The 13,241-nt window shown below is 53.2% G+C and carries 17 protein-coding genes; all 17 read left to right on the top strand.

Going from position 1 to position 13,241, the window contains the following annotated elements:
• The 17 genes from LY264_RS19415 (at nt 1) to LY264_RS19335 (ending at nt 13,226) form a co-directional block, all read left to right on the top strand.
• Nucleotides 1–912, top strand: coding sequence for a DUF551 domain-containing protein (locus LY264_RS19415; RefSeq protein ID WP_249457413.1), 912 nt, complete (start codon nt 1–3; stop codon nt 910–912).
• 199 nt (nt 913–1,111) lie between these two features.
• Nucleotides 1,112–1,567 (top strand): YbcN family protein, encoded by a 456-nt coding sequence (locus LY264_RS19410; RefSeq protein WP_200004791.1) that lies wholly within the window; start codon nt 1,112–1,114, stop codon nt 1,565–1,567.
• On the top strand, nt 1,567–1,986 hold the full coding sequence (locus LY264_RS19405; protein WP_249457410.1) for a hypothetical protein: 420 nt from the start codon (nt 1,567–1,569) through the stop codon (nt 1,984–1,986). The genes LY264_RS19410 and LY264_RS19405 overlap by 1 nt, the downstream gene beginning before the upstream one ends.
• Nucleotides 1,971–2,564: a recombination protein NinG gene (locus tag LY264_RS19400; protein WP_249457406.1), complete on the top strand. Its 594-nt coding sequence runs from the start codon at nt 1,971–1,973 to the stop codon at nt 2,562–2,564. Before LY264_RS19405 ends, LY264_RS19400 begins: the two co-directional genes overlap by 16 nt.
• Complete coding sequence (locus LY264_RS19395) at nt 2,561–2,755, top strand: hypothetical protein (protein ID WP_249457403.1); 195 nt, start codon at nt 2,561–2,563, stop codon at nt 2,753–2,755. The genes LY264_RS19400 and LY264_RS19395 overlap by 4 nt, the downstream gene beginning before the upstream one ends.
• Complete coding sequence (locus tag LY264_RS19390) at nt 2,752–3,429, top strand: bacteriophage antitermination protein Q (RefSeq protein ID WP_249457399.1); 678 nt, start codon at nt 2,752–2,754, stop codon at nt 3,427–3,429. Before LY264_RS19395 ends, LY264_RS19390 begins: the two co-directional genes overlap by 4 nt.
• A complete protein-coding gene (locus LY264_RS19385) occupies nt 3,426–3,911 on the top strand; it encodes an HNH endonuclease signature motif containing protein (protein WP_249457396.1) in 486 nt (161 codons plus the stop codon). The genes LY264_RS19390 and LY264_RS19385 overlap by 4 nt, the downstream gene beginning before the upstream one ends.
• A 293-nt stretch (nt 3,912–4,204) precedes the next feature.
• Nucleotides 4,205–4,534, top strand: coding sequence for a phage holin, lambda family (locus tag LY264_RS19380; protein ID WP_134216497.1), 330 nt, complete (start codon nt 4,205–4,207; stop codon nt 4,532–4,534).
• Nucleotides 4,521–4,970 carry a lysozyme gene (locus LY264_RS19375; RefSeq protein ID WP_142879709.1) on the top strand — a complete coding sequence of 150 codons (450 nt, stop codon included), beginning with the start codon at nt 4,521–4,523 and terminating at the stop codon, nt 4,968–4,970. Before LY264_RS19380 ends, LY264_RS19375 begins: the two co-directional genes overlap by 14 nt.
• 38 nt (nt 4,971–5,008) lie before the next feature.
• A complete protein-coding gene (locus tag LY264_RS19370; RefSeq protein WP_421746786.1) occupies nt 5,009–5,437 on the top strand; it encodes a lysis protein in 429 nt (142 codons plus the stop codon).
• A gap of 151 nt (nt 5,438–5,588) precedes the next feature.
• Nucleotides 5,589–6,320 carry a hypothetical protein gene (locus LY264_RS19365; protein WP_249457393.1) on the top strand — a complete coding sequence of 244 codons (732 nt, stop codon included), beginning with the start codon at nt 5,589–5,591 and terminating at the stop codon, nt 6,318–6,320.
• 63 nt (nt 6,321–6,383) lie between these two features.
• Nucleotides 6,384–7,133, top strand: coding sequence for a hypothetical protein (locus LY264_RS19360; RefSeq protein ID WP_249457389.1), 750 nt, complete (start codon nt 6,384–6,386; stop codon nt 7,131–7,133).
• Nucleotides 7,134–7,135: 2 nt separating this feature from the next.
• The gene (locus LY264_RS19355) at nt 7,136–8,467 is read left to right on the top strand and encodes a terminase large subunit domain-containing protein (protein ID WP_249457386.1); all 1,332 of its coding nucleotides are present in this window, start codon (nt 7,136–7,138) and stop codon (nt 8,465–8,467) included.
• Between the two features lie 11 nt (nt 8,468–8,478).
• Nucleotides 8,479–9,900, top strand: coding sequence for an anti-CBASS protein Acb1 family protein (locus LY264_RS19350; protein WP_249457383.1), 1,422 nt, complete (start codon nt 8,479–8,481; stop codon nt 9,898–9,900).
• Nucleotides 9,897–10,721: a hypothetical protein gene (locus LY264_RS19345; RefSeq protein ID WP_249457380.1), complete on the top strand. Its 825-nt coding sequence runs from the start codon at nt 9,897–9,899 to the stop codon at nt 10,719–10,721. The genes LY264_RS19350 and LY264_RS19345 overlap by 4 nt, the downstream gene beginning before the upstream one ends.
• Before the next feature lie 12 nt (nt 10,722–10,733).
• Entirely contained in the window at nt 10,734–12,350 is a 1,617-nt protein-coding gene (locus LY264_RS19340; RefSeq protein ID WP_249457376.1) for an NUDIX domain-containing protein, read from the top strand.
• Nucleotides 12,351–12,365: 15 nt separating this feature from the next.
• The gene (locus tag LY264_RS19335) at nt 12,366–13,226 is read left to right on the top strand and encodes a hypothetical protein (protein WP_135129221.1); all 861 of its coding nucleotides are present in this window, start codon (nt 12,366–12,368) and stop codon (nt 13,224–13,226) included.
• The last annotated feature ends 15 nt before the right edge of the window (nt 13,227–13,241 follow it).

Raw genomic sequence — 13,241 nt, 5'->3', positions numbered from 1 at the left:
ATGACAACTAACAACCACCCGGCGCACGGTCCTGTATCACTCGAGCGCCTGCACCAGATAAGCGAAATACTCAGCAAAGCATCCGCACAAAGCGACGGCGGTAATCTCGGCTACGCAATGGCTGATGCTGTGAAGGTGATTGATGGGGCTATTGCGGCGTTTGATGCCGAGCCTGTTGGTACATTCCGAAAAGGACCGTGTGGGTATTACCCTTCTTTCCATGAAGATGCTGTGCCTCTCTACACCGCACCGCCAGCGCAGTTAGTTAATACGATTGACGAAACATTAATCGAGGCACTTAGACTCGTACAATGCATGCTTGATGATTATCGGGAGAGAAACTATGGGCACGCTCAGGAATGGATTCGCCACATAAGCGCTAAAATGGACGATTACAGCGAACAGCATGGTGACGATGCATATTCTGTTATCAGTGCCGCCATGCTTCAGGCTGGCAACCATACCGAGCAACACCTCGACATGGTAGTCCATTCTGGTGATGACAACGAAAAGGCCGATTGTAGGTTGCCATTCGATCAGTGGCTATCACAGCAAAATGAGCCGATAGACGTCGATTGTGGTTGTGTAACCACTGAGGCGTTTTACCACTGGTTGCGTGTTGCTTATGAGGCTGGCAGCTCTCCGGTAACTCCGGATGGTTGGGTGGCTTGCAGTGAGCGAATGCCAGAAGGAATGACGGATGTGCATATCTCAAATGGTCATGACGTAGGCCAAGGGTGGTGGGATGGCGACACCTGGCAAACGCAACACGATTACTATTCTGTACCTGGAGATGTAACCCACTGGCTGTCACTGCCAGCAGCACCGCAGCAGGAGGTGAAATCAGCGCTTGAACATGGGATGCGGCGTTACGCTGGAGCTATGCAAAAACTGTCAGAAGGTGATGACTAACGCAACGTCAAGCAACATTACCCACTCTCAAAATTAGTGTTATAATTAGGTCGCAGTCGGATTGAGCACCCGGCTGTGACCTCTGCATCTGATTGGGAAATTAGATGCGAAACACAAAGAGTACGACCTACCATATGCCGTCAGCGTTATCCAATGCTGAGGGTTTTCTGCATTCTGCGTTACCTCTTGGAGGTGGCGTATGAATATACCTGAGCAGGGTATCAAGCTTCATGCCGGCAACTTCGCCGCCATCGGTCAGCACCTGCAACCATATCTCAATGACGGCCAATGTTATCGCCTCCAGTTAAAGCCATGGAGAGAGAAGCGTAGTCTGTCACAGAACTCACTTCTTCATTTGTGGCTGGGAGAAATCAGCGAATACCTGATTAAATCCGGCCGCACTGACGCAACCCCTGAATGGGTCAAGCGCAACCTCAAAAAGACATACCTCGGCTGCGAGGAAGTCACCTACACCGATTTCATCACCGGTGCCAAAGAAACCACCTGGGAACCTCGCCACACGTCTCAACTCGATACTGGAGAGATGCACATCTTCCTGTGCAAAGTCGAGGCGTGGTGCGCTCAGTTTGGTCTGGCTCTGACTATCCCATCAGGTTGTGAATTCCAACAATTGCGCGACAAGCAGGAGGCGTAATGGCTAAGTCAGAAAAGTGCTTGTTCTGCGGCAAGCCCGCAACCCTGTTATGCGACGGCATTATCGGCTGGGACGCTGATGAAGATGAAAATCACCACCTATGCAACGCTCGCGGAATATTTACCTGTGACGCTCCAATGTGTTCTGAGTGTGGAACGTGGCATGGCAATATTTTCTTCTCAGGAAAGTCGCATGGTATGGAAACCCGTGATTACTGTCCGTTGTGTCAGGCGTTGCATGTGAATGGCGATGTCATTCGTGAAGACAAAAACCGGAAATACAAAGTCATTCGCGAGCCAGTCCTGCAGGAAGAGCAGGCTGGCATCATCCGTAAGGCCCACTGGAATAGCCGCCTGAATGCACATCGCCACGAGGTTCACATCATTCAGGGAGGTGGACAACAATGCCTTCCATTCTGAGAAAGCAATCCCGCCGCAGCTGCAAAATCTGCAAGACCAAATTCACTGCTACCTACGACAACGTCTGGTGGTGCTGCCCTGAGCATGGCGCTCAATATGCTCTACAGGTGCTGGAGAAGAAGCGAGAAAAACAACTCGCCGACAAAAAGAAAGCGGATCGCGTTGCATGGCGCAAGCGAAAAGCCGCCGTCAAACCTCTTAGGCATTGGGAAGATGTGACTCAGCGAGTCGTTAATGACTACATTCGTGAGCGCGACCATGATCTGCCATGCATCAGTTGCGGAACGTTCGACACCGTACAGTGGGAAGCGGGTCACTACAGGTCACGCGGCAAGGCATCCCACCTGCGCTATCACGAAGACAATATTAGTAAACAATGTCACCACTGCAATGTGCAGTTGTCTGGCAATCAGCAGCAGTACCGACTTGGGCTTATCGAGAAAATCGGTACTGAGCGCGTCGAGGCGCTAGAAAACAACAACACACCACACCGATACACCATCGAAGAACTCGAAGCCATCAGGAAGCATTACAGCGCCCTGAGGCGTCAACTCGTCAAAACAAGGGAGGCAGCATGACCCGCACCGATATCGACAACTATCAGCGCTCGTCAGTTGAACGCGCTACCAGGCTGACTCCTTACGCAAGAAGTGAAATAGCCCGTCTGGATGTTGAGACAGCAGATCTTCAGAAACGCATCGATCGGAACAACGAATTACGCCGTGAAATCATCAACCGCGCAAACATGAACAAGGGGCCGTCAGCATGAACACTCAATACCTGCAGTTTGTACGCGAGCAGCTCATTGTAGCGACGGCTGATCTGAGTGGAGCGACGAAAGGCCAACTGGTAGCGTTTGCCGAGAATGCGATGTTTGAAGCGACACCGCGCAGCCGTTCGCGCCTGAAGGTGGTTAATCCGGCTAACGGTCGTCTGATGAATCCAACCAGCCCACCAATTCCCGGGCAGCAATCACGCGCAAAAGGTTCATCTATCGCACTGGTGCAACCGGTTGAGTATTCAACAGCATCGTGGCGTCGTGCTGTGCTATCGCTCGATGAACATCAGAAAGCATGGCTTCTCTGGAACTATAGCGAGAATGTGCGATGGGAAAATCAGGTTTCGATCACTCAATGGGCATGGGCAGAGTTCAAAGCATCTCTTGGCACAACGAAGGTAGCAGGAAAGACGCTGGATAGGCTGAAGGCCCTTATCTGGTTAGCGGCGCAGGACGTTAAAGCAGAACTGGCAGGGCGCGAAACTTACGAATACCAGCAACTGGCAGAACTAGTTGGCGTCACACCAAAGAACTGGTCTGAGACATTTACCGATCGATGGCTGGAGATGAAACGAACATTCATGCGTCTTGATAGCAGCGCTTTATTGCAAGTAACGCGATCACGTTCACAACAAAAGGCGACAAATTTGGAGGTTTCAAAATGAAAACTATTGAACAAAGCCTCCTTAAGGAGAGCGTAAGTTATGACGAGAAGACGGGTATTTTTAGGTGGATTGCGAAGCGTCAGAATGTTGTAGCTGGAAGGATTGCGGGACATAAAGACTCGTTGGGCTACATAAGAATAACGATATCAGGGAAAAACTACTTGGCTCATCGGCTGGCATGGCTTTATGTGCATGGATATATGCCGGAAAAAGAAATTGATCACATAAACAGAATAAGGAATGACAACAGAATTACCAATCTGAGGGAGGCAACAAGCCAACTGAATTCTCTAAATACTGGCATGTATAAAAACAACACATCAGGTAGCAAGGGGATTTACTTTAACAAGAGGGCTAAGAAGTGGCAGGCTCAGATTCTCATAGATGGGAAGCGCGAATATTTAGGTCTCTATGACGATGTGAAAAGAGCTGATATAGCATTTAGAATCGCCAACCATTTCCGTCTTGCAAAACTGGATTGAAAAGCATATATTTCATATAAATCTGATATCGTCGCCATAGCTTTGGTTGTCGACCGAATTACACAAAATAGCCCCGGTTAATCGCTGGGGCTTTTTCGTATCTGGATACCTACCAGGACCATAAGAGCGAAAGCTCAACGCACTACCCTCATCTTGCCAGCATCGCCGCTGGCTTTTTCTATTTCAGGCCCCGGGAATCATCATCGACATGCTTCGTTGTTAAATCCAGCCCGAGGGCCTGACCCTTTCATCACACACAGCACCCGCTAACTATGCGAGGTGAGGCTATGAAAATGAATGACAAGAACCCTGAATTCTGGGCTGCGGTTTTGACCGGACTCAAAAATGCGTGGCCCCAGATTCTGGGGGCGTCAATGGCCGGACTCATTGCTTATGGTCGTCTGATATACGACGGCGCTAGCCGTAAGAATAAATGGCTTGAGGGCGTCCTTTGTGGCGCTCTTTCTTTATGTATCACCAGTGCGCTTGATGTGGTTGGCCTTCCGGTATCGATATCACCGTTCGTCGGTGGTGTGATTGGATTCGTTGGCGTAGACAAGCTGCGCGAAATCGCTATCAGCGCACTTAAAAAACGGGCAGGAGTGAACGATGATCACCAGTGAAAAGGGTATTCGCCTGATTAAGCAGTTCGAAGGCTGTAGGCTCACTGCATATCCTGACCCCAGAACTGGTGGCGATCCGTGGACCATCGGATACGGCTGGACTCACCCTGTAGACGGTAAACCAGTAAAGCGCGGCATGACCATCGACCAGGCCACCGCAGATCGGTTACTGAAAACCGGGCTTGTTGGTTATGAGAATGACGTTCTGAAAGTAGCGAAGGTTAAATTAACGCAGGGTCAATTTGATGCTCTTGTCTCATTCGCTTACAACGTTGGTTCTCGCGCCCTTTCCACATCAACCCTGCTAAAAAAACTGAATGATGGCGATATCAAAGGTGCTGCCGATGAGTTTCTTCGCTGGAATAAAGCTGGCGGTAAAGTTTTGAATGGGTTGACCCGTCGGCGTGAGGCGGAGCGTGCTCTGTTCCTGTCGTGATTGGCGCATTGGTAAGGCGTTACTGGTTGCAGTTGCTGGTGATAGCGTTAATCGGCGTGCTGGCATTCTCCGTGCACCGCTACCGCGATAACGCCATCACCTACAAAGACCAGCGCGACAAAGCCGCCAAGAATCTCAGCCTGGCTAACGCCACCATCAAAGATATGCAGGTACGCCAGCGAGATGTTGCTGCTCTGGATGCCAAATACACGAAGGAACTTGCAGATGCGAAAAAGCAGCTTGATGATTTGCAGCGTTGCGTTCGTGATGGCAAGTGTGGGTTGCGCATCAACGCAAAATGTCCCGCGAACGGAGCGACCAGCACCGGCAGCATGGGCGATGCTTCCGGCCCCCGACTTACAGACTCCGCTCAACGGGATTATTTCACCCTCAGAGAGCGAATTGTCACAGTGACGAAGCAGGTCGAATATCTGCAGGAATACATCAACACGCAGTGCCTGAAATAACAGCCTCGCAATAGCGGGGCTTTTTTATGCGTATCGTACACGCAAACCATCGAGAGTCTTTCAGTCGTGAGCCTGAGGAACGCCGTTAAAGGTGGCGACCTCTCTCGGGCGGCGTTCCTGTACGACAGGCTCACATCTAAAGGAAAACAGCATGAAAGTTATCAAGTATTGGAAAGTTCAGCTTCTGCAGCTTTCTCAGCCTTCCGGCAAGCTTTCCGGCATTATCAACGCCCACAATCTGGTCGAAAGCCTGTTGTTTGATGGGTACTCGAAAGATAAACCGAAAATTAACCTCGGTTCCGGAGTAAATATTGAGTTGTTTACAGCGCCCGATTCGCTGGAAACCCGTATCTTTCGTGACCACCTCGTTGACAGTGTGCGTTGCTTCCCGGTGTTTGAATATGATGATGAAACTGACGGGACTCAGGAAGAGCAGACTAAGCCACCCTCACGCGAGGCAATGATTGAATATATCAAGCAGGCCATTGGGGAAGGCTATCAGCCTAAAATCTGCCATGAGCTCATTAGCAATCCTGATCTGCTTTGGCAGTTGCATGACGAGGCGGTCGATTATGAATATCGCGCTTGTTGGTGCTGGTACCAAGAAGGCCATGGTTTTCATGAGACTTTTAGCGTCCCTGAGAAAATCCACGATCATTCCTGCGTTAACTGTTTTTCCGATAAAGGCCCATGCCTTGGTGACTGCCACGTTTCCGACGTTAATAAGGCTCGCAGCTCCTCCTTCGAAGACGTAGTGAATCCGGTAATCAAATGGCTTAACGAAAACGCCAACCCTCATACATCAGTGAGCATCGACGCAACCAGTGCTCAGCTGCTTACTGGTGAAATCGGCATTCACACGGAAGAGTTCATTAAGGACTGACCGGGCATTACAGGAGCCCTTCTCTATGAGGGGCTTCGATAATGTCAAGGCGAGGGTCATCTTATGACAAAGAAGGAATGGGATGAGCTACAGGCCCAGTTCCTCGCCGATCATGCCAGGACTGGCATCAAGCTCAAAGAGTGGTGCAAAGCGCGGGGGATGGAGTTCAATTCTGCGCGCCGATACATCAAAACGAGAACTGCGCAAAATGCGCAGGAAGATGCGCAAAAAACTGCGCAAAAAAAAGTGCGCAATGCGCAGAGAGAGGAAGCGGAAGCCAGTAAATCCGGGCGAGTCAAAAAGGATATCCCCGACACAGGCGCCCGCTCAAAATCTCCAGAAACGAAACCGATACGCGGATCGCGCACCGCACCGCCGACGAACGCCTTCCAGCCTGGCAACCAGAACGCATTAAAGCACGGTGGCTACGGCCGCCGGATGCTGCTCTCTGACGCTATCACCGAAGATGCCCAGATGCTCACGCTTGATGATGAGCTTTTCTGGCTGCGGGCGGCGAACCTCACTGCGGCAGAGAATATTGGTCGCTGGCAGACAGAGCTTGAGCTTGCCACTGATGATAAAGCGAAAGATTTACAATCTCTTATATCAGCTGCTGAGAAAGCCATGCACCGCAACACGGCGCGAATCGAGTCGCTGGAGTATACGAAAGGCTCGATCACCAAAATGCAGGTTGATGCCGCATATCGTGAGGCCGCTACTGAAAAAGTGGAAATGGAAATCGATGTGATGCGCGACGGTGGCAGCGATAACGCGATAGTCGTCCACAACACCCTGCCAATACCGGGAAGATAATCATGGCTGACATTTATCTGCCTACGCTGCATGACGGGCAGTTAAAGGTATGGTCTGATTCCTGGGATGAACAGTTGCACGCGGTCAGGTGTGGCCGCCGCTGGGGCAAGACCTTCATGCTGTCCAGCGCTGCTGTGACCTATGCTACTGCGCCGTTTAAGCGACCTGGTATGGACATTGAGCTCGGAGGCCGTGTCGGCATCTTCACTGCTGAGTATCGCCAGTATCAGGAGATCTACGACAAGCTCGAAGAAATCCTGCTGCCGCTGAAGAAAAGTTTTAGCCGTCAGGAGAAGCGCCTGCTGCTGAAGAACGGCGGCAAAATTGATTTCTGGGTGACGAACGACAACAAACTCGCCGGACGCGGTCGTGAGTACGAAATTGTGCTCATCGATGAGGCGGCGTTTACTAAATCTCCTGAGATGCTGAAGGAGATATGGCCCAAGTCTATTAAGCCCACACTGCTGACGACGAAGGGAAGGGCTTATGTTTTCTCTACTCCCGACGGCGTTGACGAAGAAAACTTCTTTTACGCTATCTGCAATAACAAGTCGCTGGGATTCGTTGAGCATCATGCACCAACGTCCTCAAACCCCTTTGTTCCCCCTGAGGAACTGGAAAAAGAGAGCCAGAACAATGACCCTCGTGTCTTCCAGCAGGAGTTTGAAGCGAAGTTTGTCGACTGGTCTGCAGCCTCTCTCTTCGACATCAAAAAGTGGTTCGAGGGTGAAAATCAGGATCAGCCTGTCGATTACCCTGAAATGTGCCAGGCCGTCTTCGCTGTCATGGATACCGCCGTCAAAGGTGGTTCTGAGCATGACGGAACGGCGGTAGTGTATTACGCCGTCGACACACGACCCGGCTGCCAGCGACTCACGATTCTGGACTGGGATGTGGTGCAGATTGACGGCGCTTTGCTGGAAACGTGGATTCCGTCGGTGTTCGACCGTCTCAACGAACTTTCCGGCCAGTGCGTCGCAATCAACGGCAGCCTGGGCGTGTTCATCGAAGACGCCAGCATGGGCAGCATCCTTCTCCAGAAAGGCGAAAGCCTGGGATGGCCGGTCAACAAAATTGAGTCCGCCCTGACCAGCAAAGGAAAGGACGAGCGCGCCATTATGGCCTCCGGTTATCACTACCGCGGCCTGGCGAAAATATCCCGATACGCCTACGAGAAGACAGCCGTCTTTAAGGGCGAGACAGCAAACCATCTGCACAAGCAGGTTTCCCGATTCCACCTTGCCGACAAGAAAGCGCATAAGCGCGCCGATGACCTTCTCGATGATTACACCTACGGGCTGATCATTGCCTTCGGCAGCGGCGACGCAATCTGACGAGAGAACCAATGAACGAAGACGATTTCGAAATCGGCAGCTGCTCTCACTCAGAGTTGATGGCATTGCTGGACAGTGACGACATCCAGCCCGGCTCTACGGCTGGCTATCAGACCTGCAAAACGGTTTACCTCTACCACCCGTTGGGCGGCAAGATGGTGGATCGCCCGATTAAAATGGCGATGAATGAGCCGCGCACCGTGCATGTTGCCCAGTCGTATGGGCTTGAACAGCGCCTGCGTGACGCGTTCGAGCGTGAATGGAAAGCGATGGGTGCGAACCAGCACATCGCCAACGCCGCACGCATCGCCCGTATTTACGGCGTATCAGCGATCGCAATGCTGGTGGATAACCAGGAGCCGAATGAATCGCTGGACTACCGCACGCTGTACAAGCACAACGTCAGCTTTAACATTCTCGACCCGCTGAACACCGCCGGCAGTATCGTGCTGAATCAGGACCCGAACGCCCAGGACTTCCAGAAAGTCGATGGTATCCGGGTAGCGGGCAAGCCGTATCACAAATCTCGCTGTGTCGTTGTGCAGAACGAGGATCCTATTTATCTCGCGTACAACCCTGCGGCGTTCGGATTTACCGGGCGCAGCGTGTACCAGCGCGCGCTCTATCCGCTGAAGTCCTTCATCCAGACCATGCGTACCGACGACATGGTTGCGGTGAAGGGCGGTCTGCTGGTGACGAAAATCGCGGGTGCTGGCGCGGTCGTTAACAAAGTCATGCAGGCGCTTGGCGGAATGAAGCGCATGATGTTGAAGCGAGGGAAAACAGGAGAAGTTCTGCAGATTGGCCCGCAAGATGGAATTGAGTCAATCGACCTGAGCAACCTGGAAAAACCTCTCGACTCTGCGCGTAAGCACATTCTCGAGAACGTGGCCGCCGCCGCTGACATGCCGGCAATCATCCTCAACTCCGAGACGTTCGCCCAGGGCTTCGGTGAAGGCACTGAAGATGCACGCGCTGTAGCGGTGTACATCGACAACATCCGCGAGTGGCTGGACCCGCTTTATGCGTTCTTCATCCGCGTGTGCCAGTACCGCGCCTGGAGCATTGAATTCTTCCAGTCGCTGCGTGCTGACTTCCCGGAGCTGAAAAACACCTACAGCGTGTATTTCGCGAGCTGGATAAACAACTTCGAATATCGCTGGCCATCCTCCCTGAAAGAGCCGGAAAGCGAGAAGGTGAAGGTCGACGAAACGCGCTTTAAGGCGATCGTCAGTATGCTGGAAGTGGTGCTGCCGCAACTCACTGCTGACCCGGAAAACCGCGCGACGCTTATTGAGTGGGCGTGTGAAAACGCCAACGCCAACGAGAACCTATTCCCTCAGCGGCTTAACCTAGATTACGACTCGCTGAAGGACAACCCTCCACCTGAGCCACCGAAAGCTGAAGCGCCTGGCGGCGGGATGATGCTATGAACACTTTCACCAGAACAGTGAGAGATGCGGTGAAGTTCTTTCTCCGCAATGGCTATTCGTCCCGGGAAGAGCTGGAGCGCTGGCAGGCGATTATCCGCCAGGCCGCCGAAAGCGAAACCGCCGATGACTACATGGCGATGGTCACCCGCAACCTGACGAAGGCATACGACCTGCAGGTGGGACGCGCTGGCGCGCTGAAGCGCCACCATGGCATATCCCGGTTCACGCTGAACTACCTTGAGCCGAAGCTGAGGACGGAGCTCGACAGGCGGATCCTCGCTAGTGCAGACCTTATCCAGCTCAACCGCAAAAAAGCCATCGACACCACGTTGTCGCGGTTTAGCGGCTGGGCCAGCAGCATTCCCTCTGCCGACAGCATTGCGCTGACCGGCATTCAGGGAACGATGCGGGAGACGGCAGCGCACATTCAGAAGGCCGCCGAGAAGGTGGACTATGAAGCGCGGCGGGTGATGATAGACCAGAACCATAAGCTGATAGCCAATATCGACAACGTGATCGCAACGAGCAACAACGCGATTGCAGCGATATGGCACAGCCACTGGAGACGGCCGGGTTATGACTTCCGCGAGGACCACAAGGAACGCGATCAGCTGTATTACCTGATTCGCGGGAACTGGGCACAAAAAAACGGGTACGTGAAAGCCGGTCCTGCCGGTTACCTCGACGAAATCACTCAGCCTGGCGAAGAGGTTTTTTGTCAGTGCTACGTGACCTACATCTACAACATCCGAAGCATTCCAGAATACATGCTGACCCAGAAGGGGCAGAAGTTCATGGAGTCTATGAAGAAAGCAGCATAGGAGCATTAAAACGTGGCTATCTTTGGCAGCGGGATAATGTTCCGTCAGGGTAAGTACGCCTTCCTGATCCAGCGCTCGGATGATGGCACGTGGTGCCCGCCTGGCGGAACGGTAGAGCCGGGTGAGCTGGCTATTGATGCCGCACGCCGTGAGGTGCTGGAAGAAGTGGGTTATCAGTACGATGGCCCGCTGACTCCACACAGCGTATACGGCGATTATCTGACGTTTCGCGCCGAGGTGCCGGAGAGGTTCGAGGCGAAGCTTAACGACGAATCGCTGGCCGCCGGATGGTTCCACATTGACGACCTGCCCAAGCCGCTTCATCAGCCCTTCGCTGAGATGCTGGCGCAGCAGGCGCTCAATGAAACCGAGGTGGCCGCGCTCATCGCTGACGGGACGCTAAGCAGCCCGCAATTCTTTATCAACATGTGGATGTTCGCCATCCGGGTGACCGGAACAGGGGTTACCTGGCGCTCTGCAGATCAACAGATGGCCTTCCGTAACCCGGACGACTATCTCACTCCAGAGTTTCTCCAGCGAGTTGCCGGTGTACCGCTTATCTGGCTGCACCCGGAGAAAAACAAGCTCGATAGCGATGAATTTGCGAAGCGTGTTATCGGAACCCTGACGAACAGTTGGGTTGCTGATAATGGCGAGGTCTGGGCTATTGCCCGGGTGTACGACGCCGAAGCCGCCGAAATTATGGCGACCAGGCAGTTAAGCACCTCACCAACCGTCACGTACAGCGAAATGCAGGACTCAATCATCAAAATCGACGGTCAGCCTCTATTGGTGGAAGGTTCCCCGGTATTGCTCGACCACGTTGCAATTTGTGAACAGGGCGTATGGGACAAGCTCCTTGCCCCTACTGGTGTTAAATCTGATTCCATTCCAAACGAGGCTGAAAAGATGGACGAGGAAAAAATCGTAGCGCTAATCAATAAGGCGATTGACGCACGCATGGCTAAGGCTGACGAAGAAAAAGACGCCAAAGCCAAGGCCGATGCCGAAGAAGCAGCCAAGAAAGAAAAGGCTGATGCTGAGGAAAAAGAGGCCGAAGAGGCGAAAGCCAAAGCTGACGCGGAAGAGAAAGCCGCGAAGGAAAAAGCGGATGCCGAGGCAAAAGAGAAGGCCGACGCGGAAGAGGCAGAGCGTATGGCAAAAGAGAAAGCAGACTCTGAACTACGTCAGCAGATTGCCGATCTTAAAACGCGCATCCCAACCGAGTTAAGCGATGAAGAGCGCAACGAAGTCGCCGATGCGCAGGTGAAGGCCGATAGCGTGTTCTCCTGCTTCGGTAAGCGCGCGCCGGTGCCGCTGTCTGGTGAAAAGCCGCTGGCATATCGCCGCCGCCTGATGATCCAGTTGCAGGAGCATTCTCCTGATTTCAAAACCGTCGACCTGTCCTCTATCGCTGACTCAGCCCTGCTGAGCGTGGCCGAGAAGACGATCTACGCCGACGCGCAGAAATCGGCAAGCCTGTCTGTTGGCCCTGGCATGCTGCGCGAAATTAAACGCGCTGATGCGACCGGTCGCCAGATCAGCACCTTCGAAGGCGATCCTGCTGCCACCTGGGCTCCGTTCCAGTCCGGCAAGCGTCAGGTCACCAGTTTTAACAACCAGGCTTAACGGGAGCTCTCAAGCATGGCTAACTTATCTCTTAACCCGATGGCAACCACGAATGCGCTTGGCTCCTTCGGTGTGCAGTCCGACGGTTATATTCAGGGCGTGGCGCTTGATGACCCGGCTAACCGCTTTAATCTGGCGGCGGGCACTGTGGCGGCAACCGAAACCAAACCTCTGTGGGGCGGCCTGCCGGTTGCTGAGCTTCTGCCTGGCACCAGTTCAAGCCCGCGCGGTTCTTACATCCGTCGCGCTGTGTCTGTTGCCGAGCTGGAAGGCTTCACTGTCTTCAATCAGGCTCACAACGGCCTGACCACACCTCAGTCTCCGGTTCCGCTGTACGCATCAGGCATGAGCGTTTCTTACTACCGCCTGGGTTCCAACATGCGCGTTCCGCTGAAGGCATCTGCGCAGGTTGTTGCGCTGGGCACCAATGGTGCTTCAGTGAAAACTCCGCTGGCCTGGGACTTCGTGAACAACCAGATCACCACCGCGGCGGCGGCCGGTTTCGCTGGTTCTGATATTGCGACAACTGCAGTGACCTATGCCTCTGGCGTGGCTACGGCTACCACCGCATCGGCACACGGCCTTACTGCTGGTCAGTACGTGAAAATCAGCGGCGTTGCCCCTGCGGCGTACAACGGCACTGTGGTAGTGCTGTCTGTTCCAAGCTCAACAACCTTTACCTATGCACCGGCAACTGCACCAGGCGGCGCTGCAACCACGCAGGGCACCATCGGCGCAGTTACGCTTTCCGACATCACGCTGCCGGTAAAAGTGCTCGCCATCGAATCAGGTAACTCCAAGACTGTCAGCTATGACAGCGCGACGGGCTTCCTGACCTGGAACAACACCGACAGCTGCGCGCTGGTCTTACTTTAATCGGGAGCTGAATTA

It is taken from the genome of Citrobacter portucalensis (assembly GCF_023374935.1).
GTDB lineage: Bacteria > Pseudomonadota > Gammaproteobacteria > Enterobacterales > Enterobacteriaceae > Citrobacter > Citrobacter portucalensis.
Note: the sequence above shows the minus strand (reverse complement) of the source record. Positions and strands in the feature narration are given on the sequence as shown.

Coding starts and splice junctions, on each gene's coding strand:
- LY264_RS19390 (WP_249457399.1), top strand. CDS start 2,752: ATGAACACTCAATACCTGCAGTTTGTACGCGAGCAGCTCATTGTAGCG.
- LY264_RS19365 (WP_249457393.1), top strand. CDS start 5,589: ATGAAAGTTATCAAGTATTGGAAAGTTCAGCTTCTGCAGCTTTCTCAG.
- LY264_RS19355 (WP_249457386.1), top strand. CDS start 7,136: ATGGCTGACATTTATCTGCCTACGCTGCATGACGGGCAGTTAAAGGTA.
- LY264_RS19395 (WP_249457403.1), top strand. CDS start 2,561: ATGACCCGCACCGATATCGACAACTATCAGCGCTCGTCAGTTGAACGC.
- LY264_RS19360 (WP_249457389.1), top strand. CDS start 6,384: ATGACAAAGAAGGAATGGGATGAGCTACAGGCCCAGTTCCTCGCCGAT.
- LY264_RS19410 (WP_200004791.1), top strand. CDS start 1,112: ATGAATATACCTGAGCAGGGTATCAAGCTTCATGCCGGCAACTTCGCC.
- LY264_RS19350 (WP_249457383.1), top strand. CDS start 8,479: ATGAACGAAGACGATTTCGAAATCGGCAGCTGCTCTCACTCAGAGTTG.
- LY264_RS19375 (WP_142879709.1), top strand. CDS start 4,521: ATGATCACCAGTGAAAAGGGTATTCGCCTGATTAAGCAGTTCGAAGGC.
- LY264_RS19345 (WP_249457380.1), top strand. CDS start 9,897: ATGAACACTTTCACCAGAACAGTGAGAGATGCGGTGAAGTTCTTTCTC.
- LY264_RS19405 (WP_249457410.1), top strand. CDS start 1,567: ATGGCTAAGTCAGAAAAGTGCTTGTTCTGCGGCAAGCCCGCAACCCTG.
- LY264_RS19335 (WP_135129221.1), top strand. CDS start 12,366: ATGGCTAACTTATCTCTTAACCCGATGGCAACCACGAATGCGCTTGGC.
- LY264_RS19385 (WP_249457396.1), top strand. CDS start 3,426: ATGAAAACTATTGAACAAAGCCTCCTTAAGGAGAGCGTAAGTTATGAC.
- LY264_RS19415 (WP_249457413.1), top strand. CDS start 1: ATGACAACTAACAACCACCCGGCGCACGGTCCTGTATCACTCGAGCGC.
- LY264_RS19400 (WP_249457406.1), top strand. CDS start 1,971: ATGCCTTCCATTCTGAGAAAGCAATCCCGCCGCAGCTGCAAAATCTGC.
- LY264_RS19380 (WP_134216497.1), top strand. CDS start 4,205: ATGAATGACAAGAACCCTGAATTCTGGGCTGCGGTTTTGACCGGACTC.